The organism is uncultured Campylobacter sp. (assembly GCF_938002845.1).
Taxonomy (GTDB): domain Bacteria; phylum Campylobacterota; class Campylobacteria; order Campylobacterales; family Campylobacteraceae; genus Campylobacter_B.
The window spans coordinates 50040-70002 of the sequence record NZ_CALKZP010000058.1 but is presented as its reverse complement, the minus strand read 5'-3'; the positions used below and the strand labels follow the sequence as shown (position 1 = coordinate 70002).

The 19963-nt window shown below is 46.5% G+C and carries 15 protein-coding genes and 1 pseudogene; 5 read left to right on the top strand and 11 right to left on the bottom strand.

What is annotated here, in order from left to right; all coding sequences use genetic code 11:
• The first annotated feature begins 128 nt into the window (after window positions 1-128).
• The 4 genes from Q0224_RS10610 to Q0224_RS10595 all read left to right on the top strand — a co-directional run bounded on the left by Q0224_RS10610 (window position 129) and on the right by Q0224_RS10595 (window position 3732).
• Window positions 129-1670, top strand: coding sequence for a flavocytochrome c (locus Q0224_RS10610; protein ID WP_297951183.1), 1542 nt, complete (start codon window positions 129-131; stop codon window positions 1668-1670).
• Window positions 1671-1751: 81 nt separating this feature from the next.
• The gene (locus tag Q0224_RS10605) at window positions 1752-2183 is read left to right on the top strand and encodes a cytochrome c3 family protein (RefSeq protein ID WP_297951182.1); all 432 of its coding nucleotides are present in this window, start codon (window positions 1752-1754) and stop codon (window positions 2181-2183) included.
• Window positions 2180-2851, top strand: coding sequence for a NapC/NirT family cytochrome c (locus Q0224_RS10600; RefSeq protein ID WP_297942341.1), 672 nt, complete (start codon window positions 2180-2182; stop codon window positions 2849-2851). The genes Q0224_RS10605 and Q0224_RS10600 overlap by 4 nt, the downstream gene beginning before the upstream one ends.
• Before the next feature lie 389 nt (window positions 2852-3240).
• Window positions 3241-3732, top strand: coding sequence for a hypothetical protein (locus tag Q0224_RS10595; RefSeq protein WP_297951180.1), 492 nt, complete (start codon window positions 3241-3243; stop codon window positions 3730-3732).
• Between the two features lie 358 nt (window positions 3733-4090).
• Here the strand turns inward: Q0224_RS10595 and Q0224_RS10590 are convergent, their stop codons facing one another.
• The 4 genes and pseudogenes from Q0224_RS10590 to htpG form a co-directional block, all read right to left on the bottom strand.
• The gene (locus Q0224_RS10590) at window positions 4091-5482 is read right to left on the bottom strand and encodes an OprD family outer membrane porin (RefSeq protein ID WP_297951178.1); all 1392 of its coding nucleotides are present in this window, start codon (window positions 5480-5482) and stop codon (window positions 4091-4093) included.
• Window positions 5483-5895: 413 nt separating this feature from the next.
• On the bottom strand, window positions 5896-6516 hold the full coding sequence (locus tag Q0224_RS10585) for a hypothetical protein (protein WP_297951176.1): 621 nt from the start codon (window positions 6514-6516) through the stop codon (window positions 5896-5898).
• 392 nt (window positions 6517-6908) lie between these two features.
• A pseudogene (locus Q0224_RS10580) lies at window positions 6909-7277 on the bottom strand (penicillin-binding transpeptidase domain-containing protein); the annotation flags it as partial.
• A gap of 523 nt (window positions 7278-7800) precedes the next feature.
• The gene (htpG, locus tag Q0224_RS10575; RefSeq protein WP_297951174.1) at window positions 7801-9642 is read right to left on the bottom strand and encodes a molecular chaperone HtpG; all 1842 of its coding nucleotides are present in this window, start codon (window positions 9640-9642) and stop codon (window positions 7801-7803) included.
• Window positions 9643-9739: 97 nt separating this feature from the next.
• On the opposite strand from htpG, the gene Q0224_RS10570 reads away from it, so the two are divergent.
• A complete protein-coding gene (locus Q0224_RS10570) occupies window positions 9740-10438 on the top strand; it encodes a hypothetical protein (RefSeq protein WP_297951172.1) in 699 nt (232 codons plus the stop codon).
• A gap of 228 nt (window positions 10439-10666) precedes the next feature.
• On the opposite strand, the gene murG is transcribed toward Q0224_RS10570, so the two are convergent.
• From murG to Q0224_RS10535, 7 genes are all read right to left on the bottom strand, one after another.
• Window positions 10667-11680, bottom strand: coding sequence for an undecaprenyldiphospho-muramoylpentapeptide beta-N-acetylglucosaminyltransferase (gene murG, locus Q0224_RS10565; protein ID WP_297951170.1), 1014 nt, complete (start codon window positions 11678-11680; stop codon window positions 10667-10669).
• Between the two features lie 137 nt (window positions 11681-11817).
• On the bottom strand, window positions 11818-12978 hold the full coding sequence (locus tag Q0224_RS10560) for an FtsW/RodA/SpoVE family cell cycle protein (RefSeq protein WP_297904610.1): 1161 nt from the start codon (window positions 12976-12978) through the stop codon (window positions 11818-11820).
• Complete coding sequence (locus tag Q0224_RS10555) at window positions 12975-13184, bottom strand: hypothetical protein (RefSeq protein WP_297951168.1); 210 nt, start codon at window positions 13182-13184, stop codon at window positions 12975-12977. Before Q0224_RS10555 ends, Q0224_RS10560 begins: the two co-directional genes overlap by 4 nt.
• A 920-nt stretch (window positions 13185-14104) precedes the next feature.
• Window positions 14105-14350: a hypothetical protein gene (locus tag Q0224_RS10550; protein WP_297951166.1), complete on the bottom strand. Its 246-nt coding sequence runs from the start codon at window positions 14348-14350 to the stop codon at window positions 14105-14107.
• A gap of 216 nt (window positions 14351-14566) precedes the next feature.
• Complete coding sequence (locus Q0224_RS10545; protein WP_297951229.1) at window positions 14567-16810, bottom strand: DNA translocase FtsK; 2244 nt, start codon at window positions 16808-16810, stop codon at window positions 14567-14569.
• Window positions 16811-16969: 159 nt separating this feature from the next.
• Window positions 16970-18214 carry a type II secretion system F family protein gene (locus tag Q0224_RS10540; protein WP_297903504.1) on the bottom strand — a complete coding sequence of 415 codons (1245 nt, stop codon included), beginning with the start codon at window positions 18212-18214 and terminating at the stop codon, window positions 16970-16972.
• Entirely contained in the window at window positions 18211-19959 is a 1749-nt protein-coding gene (locus tag Q0224_RS10535; RefSeq protein WP_177389147.1) for a GspE/PulE family protein, read from the bottom strand. The genes Q0224_RS10540 and Q0224_RS10535 overlap by 4 nt, the downstream gene beginning before the upstream one ends.
• Between the last annotated feature and the right edge of the window lie 4 nt (window positions 19960-19963).

Here is a 19963-nt window from a genome sequence, read left to right as displayed (position 1 = left end):
CGGTTGAAATTTTATAGCCTTTAGCTATTAAATTATATACTAAATAACATTTGACTTACATAAAGATTTAATATAAAATTACGACATTAATCTTTAAGATTAAAAAATCTCTAAGTAAAGGGGAAAATATGCAGAGACGCGACATACTGAAAATGGGTATGGTAGGAGCCGGTGCACTCGCACTTAGCGCGGTAAATGCACAAGCAAGTGCTGTGGACGCAAAGGACGTCAAATTTGACGAGGAGTGGGATGTAATCATCATCGGTAGCGGCTTTGCGGGGCTTGCGGCGGGCTTAAAAGCAGCCGAGAAAGGCAACAAAGTCTTGATTCTAGAAAAGATGGGTCGTATCGGCGGAAACTCCGTCATCAACGGCGGCGGTATGAGCGTACCGATGAACCCGGTGCAGGAAAAAACGGGCGTTAAAGACAGCAAAGAGCTATTTATGAACGACTGCCTAAAGGCGGGCCTTGGCATCAACCACCCTGAGCTTTTAAGCACGCTAGCAGACCGCGGCTTGGACGCGTTTAAATTCCTCGTCGATAGCGGCGTGCAGTTTAAAATGGATCACTGCGCGCACTTCGGCGGACACAGCGTCGCGCGCTCGATGTTAACTACAAACGATAGCGGCTCTGGCTACATCCAGCCGATGCTTGAAAAATTTGAAGCGCTAAAAGATAAGGGCTGCGAGCTTCGCCGCCGCGCGAAATTTGACGATTTCGTAATGGACGGTGATCGCGTAGCGGGTGTCGTAATCCGCGAGGAGTATAAATTTGATCCGAATCTTTATAGCGACGATCTTGAAAACACGAGCGGCACGAAAAAAACGCTAAAGGCAAACAAGGGCGTAGTGCTCGCAGCGGGCGGATTTTGCCGAGATAAAATTTTCCGCAAGCTTCAAGACCCGCGCATCCCTGATGACGTCGATAGCACAAATCACGCGGGAGCTACCGCGGGCGTGCTACTAAAAGCCTTTGAGATCGGCGCGTATCCGGTGCAGGTCGATTGGATCCAGTTCGGTCCGTGGGCGAGCCCAGATGAGAAGGGCTTCGGTACCGCTCCTATCCTAACTCAGCAAGGTACCTTTAAATACGGTATCGCCGTGGACGTTCGCAACGGCAAGCGCTTTATGAACGAGCTTGCAGACCGCAAGACCCGCGCGGACGCGGAGTTTAAAATTTTACGCGAGGATCCGAAAGCCTATCCGATAACCTTCGCCGATACCAAAATGGCGTTTAAAGACCTAAGTGAAGAGGTTATTTCCAAGGGCATGGCAAGCGGCAAGCTAGTAGGCGAATGCGCTACGCTCGACGATATCGCCAAAAAATACGGCGTACCTGCAGATGCCTTAAAAGAGAGCGTCAAAAAATACAACGAAGGCGTTAAAGCTAAAAAAGATGAGTTCGGCAAGCAAGAAAGCGCGCTTAGCGAGATCAACGAAGTAGGACCTTTCTACGTCATCCGCCTCTCGCCGAAGCCTCACCACACGATGGGCGGTCTAAAGATCAACACCAAAGCCGAGGTCTTATCATCTAAAACCAATAAGCCGATCCCAGGCCTTTGGGCTGCAGGCGAGATCACCGGCGGAACTCACGGCGCGAGCCGCTTAGGCACCGTAGCGATCACAGACTGCATAGTTTTCGGAATGATCGCGGGCGAGCAGATCGCCTAATTTAGTCGGAGCGTAGGCTCTCTTAAGCCTTGCCGGGTTAGCGAAAGCGGACCCGCAAGGCAGTTTTCTAAAAGGTTGCAAATGAAAAATTTCAGTTTTACGGCATTAATTTTGTGCTGTATCATCGCGACTTTGTTCGGCGCGCCGAGCGCTAATGACGCCAACGCCACGAACATAGTCGTTTCAGATGAGCTTCGGGCAAAATACAAAATCAAACCTCATCACGAGCATTTGTCGTTCGACTGCGTCGATTGCCACGTAAATCAAGGAAGCGATCCGTCTAAATTTAAAAGCATCGGCGACAAGGGCTGTATCAGCTGTCACGGCGACAAAAAGCAGCTTGCTTTGAGGCTTAAATTTATGGATGCGCTCAAGGCTAATCCGCATAACTCCGTCCACGACGGTCCTACGCTATACTGCGACGAATGCCACAACGAGCACAAGGCATCTACGAATATGTGTACCGAATGCCACGAGCACGAAGTGCCGCAATGGATGGGGGTGACACCATGAGAATTTCTAAAAAATTACTAGCGCTTATCATCTTAATAAGCGGTATTATAGGGTTTTTCGTCGTCGTGCCGGTGCATTACGCGCTTGAGAAAACAAGCACCGATAAATTTTGCGACGTCTGCCACGAGATGGATCCGATGGTGATCGCCTATCAAGACGACGTCCACTCGGGCAAGGGCAAAACGGGCGTCAAAGCCAAATGCGTCGACTGCCACCTGCCGCACGACAATATCGTAAAATACGTCTATCAAAAGGCCAAAAACGGCGTGTTAGAGGGCTACTCGCACTTCTTTGACGAGCCTGAAAAATACGACTGGAATAAAAGGCGCGAAAACCGTGAGCACTATGTGTTTGACAACGGCTGCACAAGCTGCCACGCCACCGTGATCGACAGCAAGATCACCTCCGAGCAGGCGCAGCGCATGCACGCGCACTATAAAAAGCTCTTGGGAACAGATAAGGAGCTTAAATGCGCGAGCTGCCACGTAAGCGCAGGGCATGGCATCGGGCTTCGCAACTACCTGGAGTACTGGCGACCGACGTATAAAATTTACGAAAAGAAGATGATGCAGGAAAAGATCAAGGCAAAGAAGGAATTTTTCGGCGACGAATACAAACCGAGCGCCGAAGAGCAGGCCTTTATGGACGCTTCTAGCGCGAAGAAATAACGCCGCTTGAAATCCTAGAATTTCTAAATTTTAAAATTCCGCCGAGGTTTAGCTGAGACCTTGACGGGATTTTTGAAATTTTGACGAAATTTTTGTGAAGTGTTTATTAAATTTATCGGTTTTTAGATTTAAAATTTACCCGAATTCTCGATTTAAAATTTCATCTATCAGACTATATTAAACCAACCGCTCGCAACTTAAGTTTATGTGCCTCTTACTCGCCAGCTCGTAAACGAAAAGTATCCACAAAAACCCTTACAATTTGCATCTATATGAGCCTTGCTATAGTGCGAACTTAAAAAATTTCATACTCACGATACATTCATGAGAGCATAAGGCTAGCATAAATTATCGAGAGTATAATCGAATTAAAATTTTAGGAGGAAGCGATGGCGTTTGTAGCGGAATATATTTCAAAAGAGGACTTGGAGAAATATGATATTATAAACATTATAAATACATGCTGCCGCAAGTATAATGAAGAAGAATACTCGGATTATTTAATTGATCAACTCTACTGGGTGATTGATAGGCAAAGAGACGTTTGGCTAATATCTGTCGTTAATTTACATTTGCCAGATCATAGAGACGGATGGAGCGGAGAACGGATCTGGGTTTTACACTATGATGATCAAGATATTGAGCTTGATTTAAGAGATATAAACAATAAAAATACTAGCACAAAAATTACGGACAACCCTTTTAAAATCTTATATGAATTAAAGTCTATAAAAACCCATACTTATGGTATATCAAGGGATGAGATAGTTAAAATTTTAAAAGACGCATTAGAAGAGTATAGGGGCGGTGCAAGTTTAAATAAATTTGTCCCGAAAGAAAATATTCAAGTAACTTTCGTATCAAAAGATTTAAAACGCTAGAAAGGTATATTTCTTGTAATTGTAAGGAAATTTTTAAAATTTTTATAAATTTAAAATTCCTATAAAGCGCGCAGAACAAAATCCTCGTCAAAATTTCAACGCCCAAGCTTTATTTAAATTTCGGTACGTCAAGCTCTGCGGCGAAATTTTAGAGATAAATTTTACCTCCGTTTCATTTAAAATTTAAGAGCATGTTTAAATTTAAGGAGCTAGGATGAAACATTTATCAAGCGCGAGCCCGCTTGATAATGCATGATGGGAAAGAATAAATTTTTCGGGTTTAACGCTCTTTTTGCGTCATATACGAGGCAAAATAATACGGATGAGAAAGAGCGGAAATACTCCACTCTTTAAAGCTTTAGTTGCCGCTTAGATCAAATTTATACGCAGCCTGCAACCATATCTCGTTCTCGTCGAACTTTCTATTTACGCCGCTAGCGTAGTGGTCGCTTCTTTCAAGCGCAGTGTAGGTTACGCCCAAGCTTAGCCCCTTAATGGCCTTAGGAGCGTAGTTTGCCGTTACCGCCCAGCCCTCTACGTCCATGCTGGTGCCGATCCTTTGACCCGCAGCCCCACTAGCATTGATATTATTCGTGCCGCCTACTCTGTCTTGATCACCTTTTACGTAGTGTAGTGCGGTTTTGAAGCCATCTAGGCCAATAGCGCCGAAGTTGTAATCAAGCACGACCTTATGCGTATCCATACCCGCATATCCTGTAAAGACAAACGGACCTCTAATAGGCAGAGCGGTGTATGATCCAGGGCCGTTACCGACGCCCAAAATAACGGCATCGTCGTCGCTAACGGTCGTATAGGCATACGATAGACCGAATCCGAAAAACTCACTAACCGAGACTCTTGCGCCAAACATATCGCCGTCAAGCCTTCTTGGCTCCAGCCCTCCGTCCACGCGCGAGCCTTTGTAGTTAAGATCAAATCCTAGCTTTAAAACCTCACCTACCGGCACTTTTACGTTCACCTCGGCAAGATACAGGCTAACGTCGCCGTCTTTTAATGCGTTAGCGGGTTTTACGTCCGTTACCGCTGCGTAAGCGCCGGTCAAAGTAGTATAAGGCAAGGATTTATTTTGAACGTATGCGGAGAAGATATTTTCAAATTTTACGGCGACCGGACCCGTCATATTACCCAGAATCACCCTATCTTTAAATAAAGGAGCCTTTCCTTCGCCAGCCGGAGCGCCCATAGCGGTTTTGCTCCTGCCTTGGAATTTATAAAACCATCCGCCCCACAATGTAGTATCGGGGATATCTTTATTGGATATCGCTACGCCCTCGAAAGCCTCTTTAAACGCCCTCGTATAGTTGCCCGCAACGAGCGGAGTTACGACATATTGTCTACCCGCCTTTATATCGGTATTGCCTATGCCGTATCCCAGGTATAATTCAGATAATACCGCACCTTTAGTATACCACTCCTTATCGTAGGCGGTCTTATTGCTTGAGCCTACGTGATACGGCATCAACCAGCCTTGCCCGGTAAGCCCTATTCTAAAGCCGTAAAGAGGATCGGTGACATATCCGAGCTCAAGACCCACGCCGAATGCCTCGTAGTCGTTGTCGCCCGTAGCGGCTTCGCCTCTATTATCTACGGTTTTATTGGCGTAAGTGGTCTTTACCGTTCCGCCAAACTTACCGTTAGTGATCGCCTCGGCTACGCTATCCGCCGCGCTTAGCGAGGATACCGCACATGCGCAAACCGCCGCAGCCAAACTTAGTTTGATGAGTTTCATTCGAAATCTCCTTTCATTAAAATAGAATTTAAATCGAAATTTTAATCTTGTATCAATATTTTCGAAATGAATTATATCATATTTATACCTCTAATCTAAAATTTCGACATTACTAAGCCTATAATCGTAATTATGACACTCACCCAAATAGAAGCATTTACTACAAACCAAAGTATGCATTCGACATAGTGATATATTATTTTTGCCCTATTTGAGATTTTATATTCCTCGTAAGGCTACTTAATATTCGGCTTATCGGCAAGCGCCTCTCTTAAAAGCACCGAAAAGAAATATCCGCTCTAAATGCTTCTCGGAACAAGCCTGCAGGGTCCTTATACTCATCAACATAGTCAATACAAATAATCCCTTATCTATATTAAAAATTTTTAAGCCATATTCTTGCATCTCTTTCCTTACGTATTAAAAATTTTAGAGCTATGGTTTATCAGGCTCAAAGTCAAACTCTCTTTGTCGAAAGCAACATCTCCAAATTTATCAATAATCTCTTGATTTTGTCTGATCGATATGGTCATGCTGCCATTGTCTAATATATAATATCTTTCTATTTTAAAAAGCTTTAGAATTTGAAATATTAAAACAAAAGACATATTTATTAGCATAGCCGGTATATAGACTAAAGTATCAGCTATTTTTTCTGATATTTTCATATTAGGCTTATTACCAATTTTTTCGCCAAACCTAGGCATATATGAGTATGTAATTTTTGTTTTTTCATCAACTCCAAATTCTAAAATTTTACAATTACCGGCAAAGTCTACATAATCGCATTCAATTCTTTTATTAAAAATTCTAATTTGTAAGTTATTTGCCAGCATACCTCTTACCATTGCCAAATCTTTAAAAATTGAACCAAAAAATACACATATGCAAAGCGCTAGCTCGCTCTTTCTAAGGGCATTATTAAAAAGGCTTTCTATAGGAAAAATACATCTAATAGCGAAGATTGATGCCAATATTAAAAAGAAAATTCTTATAGCTAATTCGCTTTTTAACAAATAGTCATTTTTTATCACTATCGGCTCTTTATCGTAATCTCGCATAGAATTTCCCCATTTTTATAAAAAGATATTTTGGCGTATTCTACCGCCTTATTCTTATGGTGCATTTAAATTAGCACGTCAAAAATTCAAGCCCATTGCTAGGTAGAATTTTGAAATTTAACGTTACCGAGCTGCGTTAAATTTTAAAATTTAGAGCAGATAAAGCATGGGTTGTATGAAATTTTAAAATTCTAAATCCTAAATACAAGATAAATTCTATACCTCTAGCCTGCACGAAATTTTAAAATTTCAGGCTCACGGAGGTGGGATAAATTTTAAAATTTCAAAACCATGGAGACTAGATAAAATTCCAAGTCCGCGAAGGACGGATATAATTCTAAAATTTTATAATTTTAAATTCCGCCCTACTTCGTTTTCTTTACAGTATCTTTGCTAGTCGTTGCGTTGGCGTCGATATAGCCCATCTGGGCGAGCTTTTCGTAGATTTGCATTATCACTGGACCTGCCGCGCTTCCGCCTCCTCCGCCGTGTTCTACGAGCACGGTTACGGCGTATTGCGGCTTGTCGTACGGCCCGAAGCTAGTCATCCAAGCGTGCGAGCGGTGGAAGTAGTCCATATCGACCTCTTTCATTCGCTTTTTGGCGGTCTGAGAGATGCCCACGACCTGTGCGGTACCGGTCTTGACCGCTAGAGGCACTACTGCGGTATGGATGAGCTTGTAGGCGGTGCCTCCGTCGGGGTTGTTGCCGACCTCATACATACCGCGCCGCACGAGCTATCGCACTTCAAGCACCGTGACTGCGCCAAAAGCATAGGCAGCGCGCTCGCGGTCTCGCTGATATTCCGACGATAAAATTTCATTATAAGTCTCGGTTGCGGCAAACAGCAAGTTCTCGCGCTCGCAAGAGACCGCAGCAGACGCCGAGGCGCTTAAAATTTTAGAGTGCGCTTACGGGCACGCGGGCGGTGCGAAGGAGTTTTTCGAGGGCATTATGTCAAAGAACGGCTCGCCCGCCTTTATGAATATTTTTGGCTTGCGCCCCAACCTCGACTCGCGAATAAAAGCGATCAAAACCTCAAAATTTTCAAAACGCCAAACCGAGCCGCCAAATAAAATTTTTACCGAAATCAAAGAGTGAAATTCCGCCGCTTTTAAATTTTAAAATTTAGAAAGCGCGGCGAAGCTTGCCCGCTGAAATTTCTCTTTAAATTTAAAACGCGGCTACATAGATTTATACAGCCTATGTAGCCGCGCGGAATTTAGATAGCGGATCGAAGCTCTAAATTTAGATAATCTATAGAGCCTTTGCGATCAGCTCGTTTACGTTTTTAATAAACTCGCTCGGATTTTCCAGCTCCTGCCCCTCGCTAAGGCGCGCCAGATCGTAGATTATCTCGGCTACTTGCGGCAGCATCAGCCTATCGGCCTGCAGCTTTTTGATGATCTCGTGATCCGCATTGATCTCCAAAATCGGCTTTACCGGCGGCAGATTGCGGCCTCCCATCTGCTTAAGCAGCTGCTGCGTCGCAAAATCGGGATCATTCTCGTCAAAAATAAGGCAGGAAAGCGAGCCGCTTAGACGCGATGAAATTTTAACATCCTTGACGCGTTCGCCTAAAATTTCTTTGATCTTTGCAGCGATCTCTTTGGCTTGCGGCGTCGCGGCATCGCCCTCCGAAGCCTCCTGCTTGATCGAAGTCGCGTTTTTAACCGGCGTTTTGTCAAACTCAAAAATGCCAGGCATCACAATCGTATCGATCTCATCGTCGCAAAGCAGCACCTCCGTGCCCTCGGCGTTAAATTTCTCTATCAGAGGCGAGCTTTTAAGCATCGCGGCGCTATTTCCCGCGATATAATAGATCTCTTTTTGCTCCGCGCCCATTTTTTCCTTATACTCACCAAGTGTGATAAGGCCGTCTCGCAGGTTTGATTTGAAAAGACAGAGCTTTAAAATTTCCTCTTTGTTTGCGCCGAAGCCGTAAAGTCCCTCTTTCAAAACCTTGCCGAATAATTCGTAAAATTTTATGTATTTTTCGCGATCGCTTTGCAAAAGCTTCTGCAGCTCGGATAGAATTTTTTTGACGCTCTGTTCGCGGACGTAGGCTAGAATTCGATTTTCTTGCAAAATTTCGCGACTTACGTTTAGCGGCAGATCCTCGACGTCCATTATGCCGCGCACGAAACGCAGGTAGCTAGGCAGCAGCTCTTTGGCGTCGTCGGTGATGAAAACGCGCTTGACGTAGAGCTTCACGCCGCTTTGATAATCGACGCGGTATAGATCGAAGGGCTCGCTGCTCGGCACGTAAAAAAGCGTCGTGTATTCGTGCGTGCCCTCGGCCTTGGTGTGGATGTAAAACAGCGGATCGCCGCTATCGTGGCTGATCTGCTTGTAAAATTCATTATAATCGCTCGGCTTTAGGCTACTTTTTGGCAGCTGCCAAAGCGCGCTCGCGCGGTTGATCTGGACGTTTTTAACCTCGCTATGCCCCTGCTCGCCCTCTTTTTGCGCGGGTACGTATTCTTCTTTATCCATAAAGATCGGATAGGGAATGTGGTTGGAGTATTTTTTGATGATGCCTTCGAGCCTATATTCGTCCAAAAACTCCTCATCTTTCATATGCAGGATTATCGTCGTGCCGAAGTCCTCTTTCTCCGCCTTTTCGACCATGTAGTTGCTGGCATCGCTGCTCCATTTAAAGGCGTCCTGCGAGAGCGGCTTGCGGCTGATTACCTCGATACGATCTGCAACCATAAACGCCGAATAAAACCCGACGCCGAACTGCCCGATGAGGTTGCTGTCCTTCGCCGCATCGCCGCTAAGGCTCGCCATAAAGCCCTTCGTGCCGCTGCGTGCGATAGTGCCGAGATTGCTCTCGAGCTCGGCCTCGTCCATGCCGATGCCGTTGTCGCCGATGCTTAGCGTTTTGGCCTCTTTGTCGATCTTTATATCGATGCGCGGCACATACGAAAGCGCCTTGTAATCGTCGTTCGTAAGGCTTAGATAGTTTAATTTATCCAGTGCGTCGCTTGCGTTTGAGATGAGCTCGCGCAGGAAAATCTCCTTGTTCGAATAAAGCGAATGGATCATCAAATTTAGCAGATCATTCACTTCGGTCTTAAATTTTTTCTTTGCCATTATGCGGTCCTTTTTGAAAATTTTGGCAGATTATATCATGGAGTGCTAATCTTGTCAAGAGTAGAATAAATAAACTTGATATGAATACTATCAAGTTTTGGAAATTTATGCACGTCCAAAGTGTATAAAATCTAAACCCGACTGCGGATTATACAGCGAGAACCGACCGATCATCATCGTATGTATAGTCGCGGTCTTTATAGCGATAAAAGCATCTTCTCGCACGGAAATTTTAAATGAAACCCGAATTCCCATCAATCAAGCAAACGAAGCCGCAGACAAAAATCCTAAAGAAATTTCTATTCGCACCAAAGACGGCACTTTAAAAATGAAAAACCCCGTAAGATTTCGCGAAGATTGCGACGGCGGAGACGGCGATGCCTGCGCCGTACTTTCGAGCCTGATGCTATTAAATGGCGAAATTTCGCAAGATGGCGCCAAAGATCTGCTTAAAAAAGGCTGCTACGAGCTTAACGGCGGCGAAAGCTGCACGAGACTCGCAGGCTACGAGGATAGAGATTCGCAAGAGGGCAGAAAACTGTATAAAAAAGCATGCAAGCTCGGTAACGGCGAGGGCTGCTTTATGTTCGGTTACGTCGCGTATTTTGACGACGATGACAAAGAAGCGGGTACGCGATACTTTGAGCGATCGTGTGAGTTACGATTTGCGGAGGCGTGCTATTTTTTAGTGGGAATTTATTCAAATGATCCGGCGAAATCGCAAAGATATCAGGCTCTATTTGAAAAATATCAACAAGAAAACGACGATGCGATAATCAGCTTTAGGCGCAGATAATTTTACGGCTCAATGCACTTTTGCGCACTTTGTTTGCGCGCTTAAATTTGCGCAAATCAAAAAAAACGTCCGTCACCTGCAAGCATGCAAATTTAAAATTTTTACTCAAACCGAAGCGCCGCGTAAAATTTACGCAAACGCAAAAGTCAAATTTAATCAGTTTAATAAATTTAAAACCGACCTCGCGAAGAGATCGTCTCAAATTTACGCAAGCGCGCCTGCGCCCTTTTAAATTTTACTCATCACGTCGTCGATTATCACTTGCGCGCCGTTTCGATCCGCAAGTTCAAGCAGCCCTTTGCTCGCTCGTGCCACGTCGAAGCTCTCAATCAAGCCCAAGATCCGCTCGCCGCTTGCGTCCTGCTGACGCACGATTTCGCAAAGTCCGCGCTCTTTAAGAAATTTCGCGTTATAAAACTGATGATCCGCCGCCGCGAATGGAAACGGTACGAATATCGTGGGCAGGCCATTTGCGCAGAGCTCCCACAGCGTACTAGCGCCGCTGCGCCCGACGCAAAGATCGGCGCTCGCGATGAGCTCGTGCATATTTTTGCAAAAGCCCACGAGCTGTACATCCAGACCCTGCTGTGCGTAGATCTGCGAGATGCGCTCAAACTCGCGCTCGCCGCACTGATGGATAACGCCGTAGCCGAGGCCCAAAAGCTTAGGCGCAAGCTCCACGGCAAGCGAGTTGATAAAGCTTGCTCCCTGCGAGCCGCCCAAAAAGATGACCGTATTAAGCGTCGTGCGCGGCCGCGCCGTCTCGAAAAAAATATCCGCGATCGGATAAGCAAACGCGGGCTTTTCATAGGAGCTGTAAAACGCGCGCGCAAAGGGCCTTAGCAGGCGGTTGAGCCTCCCGCAAACGGCGTTTTGCTCGTGGATAAAAAACGGTACGCGAGAAAGGATCGCCGCTATGGATGCGGGCGCAGAGCTGTATCCGCCCACGCTGATGAGCGCACGCACGCCGTTTTGCTTTAAAATTTTACGCGCCGCAAGCGAGAGGCGCAGGATATTTAGCAGCGAGGCTAGCTTGGCAAAGCCCTTTTTATCGACGACGCCCGAGCTTTGCAGAAAATAGGTGCGCACAAAAAGCTTGTTGCCCTCAAACCACGCGCGATCCTGCCCGCGATTTGAGCCGATGAAGATCGCTCTGATGCCCTGCTTCGCAAGATGGGCGGCTAAATTTTTAGCGATTATCAGATGCCCGCCGGTGCCGCCGCCGCTGATTGCTATAACCATACTTTTCCTTTAAATTTATAAAATTTCGCGCTTAAATTTGGGCCTCGGCGCGCTTCGGCGTAGAATTTTAAGCGCAAATTCGGCTCTAAATTTACGCCTAAATTTAAATCGCACTCGCTCCAAAGCCCGCAAAAGCCTTAAAATTTAGCTCTTTTCGACGCCATCAAAACGAGCCCCACCGCAAACGACGCCGCAAGCAGGTGGCTGCCGCCGTAGCTCAGAAACGGCACGGCGATACCCTTAACCGGCGAGATCGACGTGATGCCGTAGGAGTTGATAATGAACGAAAAGAAAAACATAAAGCCGATACCCAGGCAAAAGAGGAAATTTACGTTACTCGGCGACTTACTCGCGGTCTGAAAGATGCGAAAGAGCATCGCATAAAATAGCGCCACGATGAGCAAAATCCCGATAAATCCCCACTCCTCGGCAATGCCTGCGAGCACAAAGTCGGTATGCACCTCGCTCAGATAGCCGAGCTTAAAGCTTCCCAGCCCAAGTCCCTGCCCGAAAAACTCGCCGTTGTTTATCGCATTTAGCGAGTGTCCGACCTGATACGGCGCGCTAGCGTCCTCTATACGCAGCCCGGCGGCAGTCTCCGGCGACATAAACGACAGCACGAAATCCTGCACGCCGCCCCACCACGAGCGCACGCGATCGACCCTGTGCGCGCTCGTGACGATAAAAACATAAGCAAGCCCCAAAATCCCCATAAAGCTAAAGCCGATGAGCTTGAAGCTAGTGCCCGCGAAAAGCGACATAAAAATCATCGTAAGCCCCAGCACCGCGACCTGCCCCAGATCGTTTTGCACGATAGCGACCAGGATCACCACAAAGCCGAAAAGCGCTACGTATGGAAGCAGCGTCGCGATCTCGCGCCCGATGCTTTTTTTGGAGTGATCGAGCTTGCGCGAGAAGCTCCACGCCAAAAAGTAGATGAAGCCCACCTTGAAAAATTCCACCGGCGCGAGGTTAAAAAACGGCAGCCTGATCCAGCGCGCCGCACCGTTTACGTCGGCGACCAAGGATTTGGGCAAAAAGCCCATCGCAAGCATCAAAATCCCCATAATCGCAAAAAGCGACATGCACACCGGCGTTAGGCATTTATCGGGATCGGCGCGCGAGACGATCCACATCACCGCGATGCACGCGATCCCTACCGCGCACTGACGATAAAAAAAATGCAGCGGCGTAGCACCCAGCAGAAGCACCGTATATGAGCTCAACGACAGCGAAAATATCATGCCGATCGTAATGAGCGCGCAGGTGAAGTAATATAGCCATTTATCGGTTCTCAATCGTCTCTCCGTTTTAAAATTTTATCCGCATTTACGTGCGCCGTGCACGCTTTGTCTGCTGCGCAAGGCTCAAACCTCGCATCGCGCCCGTGCCGCACGGTGCCGATCGTGGCACCGTCTTTTGGTGTACGGCACGACCACGTATTGTCTTTTGGCACGCAGCACGATCGTGCGTCTTTGACGCGCGGCGCGAATTTTATTCTCACACATAGGCGGCTTTATGGCGCACGCTACGGGATAGCACGCCACAACAAGTATAATCTTGCGTTATCCCGCAAACGTGCATTGCACACATTCTATTTGTTCTAGCGCGCCGCGACGACTTTCGACACACGCTGCGGATAGAGCGCCGCGAAGCGCAATCCACGCCGCTTTTTAAGCGTGCATTTTACTCTCGCGTATCGCACAGTCTTTTGACACGAGCTGCAGCACCGTAGAGCGGGACCTCGCACTATTTTTTAATACACAGACGGGTGCATTCTACTCTGGCAGGCATATCGCGGCGACTTTCGGCACGCGATAACAAGGTCGCAAACTGCGACCATGCAAAATCGCACACGAGTAGCGCGCGGTAGCTGCAAAATTTTAAGCCGCAACATCATCACAAACACGCTCGCGTGCCGATCAATTTTTAGTGCGCGGGCGATGTAAAACGCGCCGCATCTTACAATACAGCCGCACTGCAAAATATGACTTCGCTGCAAAGTACGTTTATACCGCAAATGCAACTGCACTACGAAACATGCCGGCACAAAACACCACGCACCAAACAGCTTTGTCGTGCCGTCCACGATCCATCGGTTTTTGGCGTGTGCCATGGGTGCTCGCACTGCAAATTAGCCGCTACGAACGACCGCAATACTTCGCTACCAGCCCTTCAGCGTGCGGCGAACTTTTCACTCATGTACTCGCTCGACGCAAGCTAGACCTCCGGTAGCTTCTCCCGCTCGCGCAACTTCGAATGCTTCATACCGGCAAGGCGCGATTTAAAATTCAGGTTCGCTGCGGTAAATTTAAAATTTCAAAATTCTAAAGCCCAAAAGGAGCGAAATTTTGAAATTTTAAATTCTGCCGACCTTTGTAAATTTATAAAATTTAAAATCGCAAAATTTTTAGCGCTCAATTTTTAAATTTTAAAGCCTGCCCTATTTATGCTTACTTGCGTTTTAAAATTCCGCAGTTCAAATTTAGCGCCAAGAGCACAGCGCACATTAACTTGCGCCTTATAAAATTTAGACAGCGCGCACGCCGTAAACGCAAGCTGCAAAACGCGCTGTTCATACCCACCGAGCACTACTTTTAAAACGCCTCCCGCGCTGCAAGAGGCTTCGATCGCATCCGCGCATCCCGTATAAACCGTCCGCCTTGTCATAGCCACAGAGGCACAAGCGCGAGCTGCGGAACGCGCAAATTTTAAAATTTAAAATCCGCTATGCAGATCAAAAAAATTTTAAAATTCCACCACTTCAAATCCAATAAATTTAAAAATTTTACCGACGCAGATCGATTAAATTTTAAAAATTCTGGCACCTATAAATCCAATAAATTTCAAAATTTCGCCGCTTAAATTTCATCGAAATTTTAAAGCTTACTTGATTATATCGCGCTGACCTTTAGCGTTGATCTCGCTTAAAACGCCCATCTGTTCGAGCTGCTCGATGATCGTCGCGGCGCGGTTATACCCGATACGCAAGCGGCGCTGCAGGTAGCTGATCGAGGTTTTCTCCTCCTCCAAGACTATCGCCTTCGCCTCGTCGTAAAGCTCGTCAAGCACGATATTTTGCGGATTGATTATACCGCCTTCTTGCTTGGCGCCCTCGTTCTCGATCAAAAATCGCTCGTCATAAACGACGCTTTCTTGCGCCTTTAAAAATTCCGCGATCTTATTGATCTCATTCTCGGTCGTAAACGGCGCGTGCAGGCGGATGAGCCCTGGCGCGGTAGGCGGCGTAAAGAGCATATCGCCACGCCCAAGCAAGCTGTCCGCGCCCATCTGATCCAAAATCACCTTGCTATCGACCTTTGAGCCCACGCGGAAGCTGATGCGGCTAGGCAAATTCGCCTTTATCAGCCCCGTGACGACGTCCACACTAGGGCGCTGCGTCGCTACGATGAGATGGATGCCGCTGGCGCGCGCCATCTGCGCCAGACGCGCGATGTAATGCTCTACGTCCTTGCCGCTCGTCATCATCAGATCCGCGAGTTCGTCGATGATAACGACGATGTAAGGCAAAATTTCGCCCCCCTCGCGCAGCATCTTTTCGTTGTAGTTGTCGATATTTTTCGTCCTGTTTTGCGCCATGAGCGAGTAGCGCTGCTCCATCTCTGAAACAAGATTGCTTAGCGCGATGATCGCCTGCTTAGGCTGCGTGATGACGGGCGTTAGCAGGTGCGGGATGTCGTTGTAGATACTAAACTCGAGCATCTTCGGATCGATCATTATAAGGCGCAGACTCTTGGGCGAGTTGCGATACAAAAGGCTAAGCAGCATGGCGTTGATACCCACGCTCTTGCCGCTTCCCGTGGTGCCTGCGATGAGAAGGTGCGGCAGTTTCTTAAGATCGGTAACGAAGGGCTGCCCCACGATGTCCTTGCCAAGCACGATCGTAAGCGGACTGGAGGCGCTTTTAAACACGTCACTTTCTAAAATTTCGCGCAGATAGATCGTATCAATATTTTGATTCGGAATCTCGATACCCACGACGTCTTTGCCCGGAACCGGCGCCTGAATACGGATGGTCTGCGCCCTAAGAGCCATCGCGAGATCGTCTTGCAGCGTTAGAATTTTACTTACTTTGATGTGCGCGGCGGGGCGAAACTCAAAGGTCGTAACGACCGGGCCCGAGTAGGTCCGCACCACGTCGCCGTCGATCTTAAATTTACGCAGCTTATCGAGCAGGTCGTAAATTTTACGATCGATCTCGCTCTCGTCGATATTGCTTTTCTTTTTCGGCGGCAAATTTAAAAAATCAAGCGGCGGCAGTTTAAAATCCTTGGGCTTAGCCACCCTGCCCTTATCGAGCTGATCCAAAAGCCTTTTGTTTTCGGCAACCTCGCTTAGGCGCTCGACCCTTTTTAGCCTACTCGGCTTCCCTTTTTGCGGCATTTTAAGCTCGCGTTCAGCGGAAGCCTGCAGACCCTGCGCGTCACCAAAATTCTGCTCATTTTCAGGCTCGCGAGTATCGTTTAAATTTTGAAAATTTTGCCCGCCTTCAAAACCGCGCTCGCTTGCGCCCTGCTCCGCAAAATTACCCTGTTTCGCCGAACCGTCCTCTGCGCTCAAAGAGTTATCCAAAGCGCTAAAATTTTCCGCACCTCTCAATCCTTGCACAGACGAATACCTTGCAAGCCCGCCTCTTTGTGCTGCATCTGCGTCGCTAGCAAAATCGTCCCCAATTTCATCCTGCGAGCTTTCATCTCTTGAGCCAATAAAGCAGTTTTTGATGATATCGGTAAAACGATCTTCAAATATAAGCACTAGCGAAAGCACAAAAATCGTAATATTAAAAATCCACACGCCGACGCTTCCGATCATTCGCCTAAGCCCATCCACTGCAAAGCTGCCGACTGCTCCGCCGCTAGCGCCAAAGAGACTCGACTGCACCATCAAAATGGTAAAAAATAGCAAAATGGCTCCGATGCTAAACTCAAAAAATCTAAAGTCAAAACCGCGAAAATGCTTATAGGCTACGTATGCTAAGGCGAGCAAAAATAGCGGATAGATGTATGCAAAATAGCCGAATAGCTGGGTATTAAATGAGCGGATGGCGTTGCCTGCGCTACCTACAAGCGCGGAATCGGGTGCAATAGTAGCAAGCCCAAAAAATATTATGATAGCCGATACGACGATAAAATATATTTCTTTAACTATGATTGATCCTTAAATTTAAAGCGGTATTTTAGCCAAACGAAGGTTAAAATTTTATTTGAAAGACGAAATTTTAATGCTTTGATAAAATTCCGCGCCCTCGCAGGCGCGGAATTAAAGGGGTTAGTTTTTGACGGCTTTGCCCAAATCCCACATAGGCATGAAGATACCCAGAGCCAAAAGAAGAACCATGCCCGCCATAAAAAATAGCATGATCGGCTCGACGTAGCTTGAGATATTATCGATGATATCATCAAATTTCTCTTTATAATAATCCGTGACGTTGCCAAGCATCTTATCGAGGTTACCAGCCTGCTCGCCCGCGCTGATCATCTGAATAAGCATACTCTCATAAAGCCCTGTATTGTTAAACGCCTCTGTTAGGCTCACGCCCTGCTGCACGGCGATTTTAACGGTAGAGAGCTTCTCCTTTAAAGTATGATTATCCACCATTAAAACAGATGTATCTAGTGCATCTGCGATAGGAATACCCGCTCGCACAAGCTCTGTAAAAATAAGCATAAATCGCGACATCGTCGAGAAAAATATGATCTTACCGAATAGATAGACCTTTAAAATCGTCTTGTCAAAGCCCTTTTTAAACTCAGGGTTATTGCGATATGCCCATCTAAGAGCTATGATAGTGCCTATGATGCCCGCTAAAACAAAAATTCCATAATTATTAAGAGTGCTTTCGATACCAAGTAGAATTCTAGTAGGTAGTGGCAAATCCGCGCCCAAATCCTCAAAAATCTCGCGGAATTTCGGCACGACATACATCATCAAAACCGAAAACGCAATTGCCATAACGATCATAAGGATCATAGGATAACGCATCGCCTTTTTAAATTTACGCTGGTTTTCCCAAAGCTCTTGAAGCATAGCGGCAAGCTTGGCTAGAGACTCTGCCATATTACCGGTTGCTTCGCCCAGACTTACCATCGCAACGACGACATCACCGAGCTGTCCTCTAAATTTCTCCGTAGATTCGGTCAAGCTAAGACCTGCGTTAAGATCGTCGTTCATCGCGCTGAAAATTTCTTTTAGCGTCTTATCCTCTGCCGCCCTTGCGACCTCTTTGATCGAGTCGTGGATTGAAATTCCCGCATTTGTCATAACCGAAAGCTGACGGATCGACGCTACTAACGGCAGCGTTCTAACTCTTCCGCTACCACCTAGCATGCGCGAAACCTGCGCCTTAAAATCGCCGCCCGTATTCGCTACGACTTGGGTTTCACCTCTTTTTACGATCGTCCCGCCTACGCGCTGCTTCATTAGGTTGTTTGCTTGCACCTTATCGCTAGCTTGCAAAAACATCTTCTTTCTTGCGCCCTTGGCGTTATATTCAACTTCTAATTGCTTTTTCATTGTTTAGCCACCCTATAAATTTCTTCTATACTAGTTACTCCGCGCGCAGCACGTATAACACCATCTTCAAACATATCTATAAAACCCTCCTCCTTCGCCAAGGCCCTCATATCGTCCTTTGAGCCGCCGTTAGCGATCAAGCTCTGCATTTTATCGGTAATAGGTAAAATTTCACTAATCATCTCACGCCCCATATAGCCCGTCTGACCGCATTGATCGCAACCTACGGCCTTGAAAAATGTGTATTTTTCAGGCAAAAATTCCTTCAGCTGATCAAGCATCGATTTAGGCAGATTTGTAGGCTGCTTGCAGTGCGGGCAAAGCTTTCGCACAAGACGCTGTGCCTCTACCGCAATCAGTGCACCACTTATGAGGTAGGCCTCTATACCCATATCCACTATTCGCGGAATCGCGCTAACGGCGTCGTTGGTGTGTAGTGTCGAGAAAACCAAGTGTCCCGTAAGAGCAGCCTGGATCGCAATTCTAAGGGTCTCTTGATCACGAATCTCACCGATCATTATGATGTCAGGGTCTTGTCTTAAGATCGAGCGCAGTGCCGAAGCAAAGGTAAGACCTGCTTTTTCGTTAACTTGGACTTGTTGGATTAAATTTACTTGATACTCGACCGGATCTTCTACGGTAATAACCTTAGTGTCGATATTTTTAATATCGTTTAGTGCCGCGTATAGCGTCGTAGACTTACCGCTTCCCGTAGGTCCGGTAACCAAGATAATACCATATGGAGCCTTCATAGCGTTATTAAATTTCTTAAAGCTATCAGGGTGCATGCCTAGTTTTTCGAGGCTGATGATAACCTTGGATTTATCGAGGATACGCATAACGGTAGATTCGCCATTGATGATAGGCAGTGTCGAAATACGAAAGTCGTATTCGCGACCTGAAATTTTCATACTAAACCTGCCGTCTTGCGGCTTGCGACGCTCGGCGATATCCATATTTGAAAGTAGCTTCAATCGGCTTACTAGCGGTGGATAGATATCCTTATCAAAGATAAAAATTTCAGCGAGCATTCCGTCGATTCTGGTACGCACGACGCAGTTATTCTCGGTAGGCTCGATGTGAATATCGCTACCGCGCATCTTAATAGACTGACTAATTATCATCTCAATGAGCTTCAAAATCGCCGAGGTATCATCGCTGCTTCCGCTACCGCCGGTATTAGCGAGCTCTTTGCGGATCTCCGCTACGAGCCCTTTAATGCTCTCTGAAAGCTCAAGCTTAGATAGATATTTATTTACCTGATTTGGATCGGCTACTACGATTTTAAGCAGCTGTTTGCTAAACATAGCCTGCGCTTTATCTTGCGACTCAAGATTAAACGGATCAGAAAAAGCAACGTAAATATTCAGATCATCCGCTTTAACCGGTATCACGCCGTATCTTTTAAGCTGTGCGGTAGGAGTGCGTTCCGATAGCCTGAAGTCTATGTCAATATCGTCTAAATTCATATACGACAGGTTCATTTTCTTGGCTAGAATTTGCAAAAATTCCTTCGGATCCATCGAAAATTTTTCGCTTATATCGTCAAATGCTATCTGACGACGCTTGTACAGCTCAACTAAAATCGAGCAAAAATCATCCTGGCTTAGATAGTTATCTCCGACTAAAACCTCGCCTAGCGTCAAGCCAATATCCATCTTGTCCTTTATTTCCGGAACAACGGTGCTAGTAAGGATATTGTTTCGTATTAAAATCGCAACAATCTGCTCTTCAATCTTTGTCATCGCG